We start from the raw sequence: 2,500 nt of genomic DNA on the forward strand, positions 1-2,500 counted from the left end.
CGATGAGCACTAGCAATGAGAACAATCAAGCCAATCGAACGATTAGTACCGGTAAGCTTCATGCATTGCTGCACTTCCACACCCGGCCTATCAACGTGGTAGTCTTCCACGGTTCTCAAGGGAATACTCGTTTTCAGGTTGGTTTCCCGCTTAGATGCCTTCAGCGGTTATCCATTCCATATATAGCTACCCTGCTATGCGGCTGGCGCCACAACAGGTCCACCAGAGATATGTCCATCCCGGTCCTCTCGTACTAGGGACAGATCCTGTCAATATTCCTACACCCACGGCAGATAGGGACCGAACTGTCTCACGACGTTCTGAACCCAGCTCACGTACCGCTTTAATTGGCGAACAGCCAAACCCTTGGGACCTGCTCCAGCCCCAGGATGCGATGAGCCGACATCGAGGTGCCAAACAACCCCGTCGATATGGACTCTTGGGGGTCATCAGCCTGTTATCCCCGGCGTACCTTTTATCCGTTGAGCGATGGCCCTTCCACACGGGACCACCGGATCACTATGACCGACTTTCGTCTCTGCTCGACTTGTCAGTCTCGCAGTCAGGCGGGCTTATGCCATTGCACTCGACGAACGATTTCCGACCGTTCTGAGCCCACCATCGCGCGCCTCCGTTACTCTTTCGGAGGCGACCGCCCCAGTCAAACTACCCACCATACACTGTCCCGGATCCGGATAACGGACCGCGGTTAGACATCCATGACGATAAGGGTGGTATTTCAAGGATGGCTCCACGAGAACTGGCGTCCCCGCTTCAAAGCCTACCACCTATCCTACACATGCCGACACGAATGCCAGTGTAAAGCTATAGTAAAGGTGCACGGGGTCTTTCCGTCTGACCGCAGGAACCCCGCATCTTCACGGGGAATTCAATTTCACTGAGTCTATGCTGGAGACAGCGGGGAAGTCGTTACGCCATTCGTGCAGGTCGGAACTTACCCGACAAGGAATTTCGCTACCTTAGGACCGTTATAGTTACGGCCGCCGTTTACTGGGGCTTCAGTTCAAAGCTTGCACCTCTCCCTTTAACCTTCCAGCACCGGGCAGGCGTCAGGCCCTATACGTCGTTTTGCAACTTCGCAGAGCCCTGTGTTTTTGATAAACAGTCGCTACCCCCTGGTCTGTGCCACCCCTCCATACTTGCGTACGAAGAGGTCACGCTTCTTCCGAAGTTACGCGTGCAATTTGCCGAGTTCCTTCAGCATAGTTCTCTCAAGCGCCTTGGTATACTCTACCTGACCACCTGTGTCGGTTTCGGGTACGGTCTATACGGTGGAGCTATTTCCTGGAACCGCTTCCTCGCCCACTCAATCCAATAAGAGCAAACAAGTTACGCAATCCGTCACTACCACCAGGCCCACGAATATTAACGTGGTTCCCATCGACTACGCATTTCTGCCTCATCTTAGGGGCCGGCTAACCCTGCTCAGATTAACTTTAAGCAGGAACCCTTGGTCTTTCGGCGAGGGAGTCTCTCACTCCCTTTATCGTTACTCATGTCAACATTCGCACTTCCGATACCTCCAGGACCCCTCACAGGTATCCCTTCACAGGCTTACGGAACGCTCCGCTACCACAGCCTGGTTCCGAAGAACCAGCGCTATCCTCAGCTTCGGTGCATGGCTTTAGCCCCGTTACATTTTCGGCGCAAAGACCCTTATTTAGACCAGTGAGCTGTTACGCTTTCTTTAAATGATGGCTGCTTCTAAGCCAACATCCTGGTTGTTTTGGGATCCTCACATCCTTTCCCACTTAGCCATGACTTGGGGACCTTAGCTGGAGGTCAGGGTTGTTGCCCTCTTCACGACGGACGTTAGCACCCGCCGTGTGTCTGCCGACTAGTACTCCTCGGTATTCGGAGTTTGGTTAGGATCAGTAAGACGGTGAGTCCCCATAGCCCATCCAGTGCTCTACCCCCGAGGGTATTCGGTCGACGCACTACCTAAATAGTTTTCGCGGAGAACCAGCTATTTCCGAGTTTGATTGGCCTTTCACCCCTAGCCACAAGTCATCCCAATCTATTGCAACAGATGCGGGTTCGGTCCTCCAGTTGGTGTTACCCAACCTTCAACCTGCTCATGGCTAGATCACTCGGTTTCGGGTCTAATGCGACGAACTGAACGCCCTATTCAGACTCGCTTTCGCTGCGCCTTCACCTATCGGCTTAAGCTTGCTCGTCACACTAAGTCGTTGACCCATTATACAAAAGGTACGCCGTCACCCTTGCGGGCTCCGACTGTTTGTAGGCAACCGGTTTCAGGTTCTATTTCACTCCCCTTGTCGGGGTGCTTTTCACCTTTCCCTCACGGTACTTGTTCGCTATCGGTCATGCACGAGTACTTAGGCTTAGAGGGTGGTCCCCCTAATTTCAAACAGGATTTCACGTGTCCCGCCTTACTCAAGGACCTTGGGTGTTCTACATGTACGGGGCTATCACCCGCTACGGCCGGACTTTCCATTCCGTTCCACTTTATTCCCCA

General features: G+C 53.2%; 1 rRNA gene (cut by a window edge). It reads right to left on the reverse strand.

Annotated features, from left to right (window positions below):
- Window positions 1-21: 21 nt before the first annotated feature.
- Window positions 22-2,500 (reverse strand): 23S ribosomal RNA (locus ACP7E0_RS34720); it runs 329 nt beyond the window's last position.

Source organism: Pararhizobium sp. PWRC1-1 (assembly GCF_049897905.1).
Taxonomy (GTDB): Bacteria; Pseudomonadota; Alphaproteobacteria; order Rhizobiales; family Rhizobiaceae; genus Pararhizobium.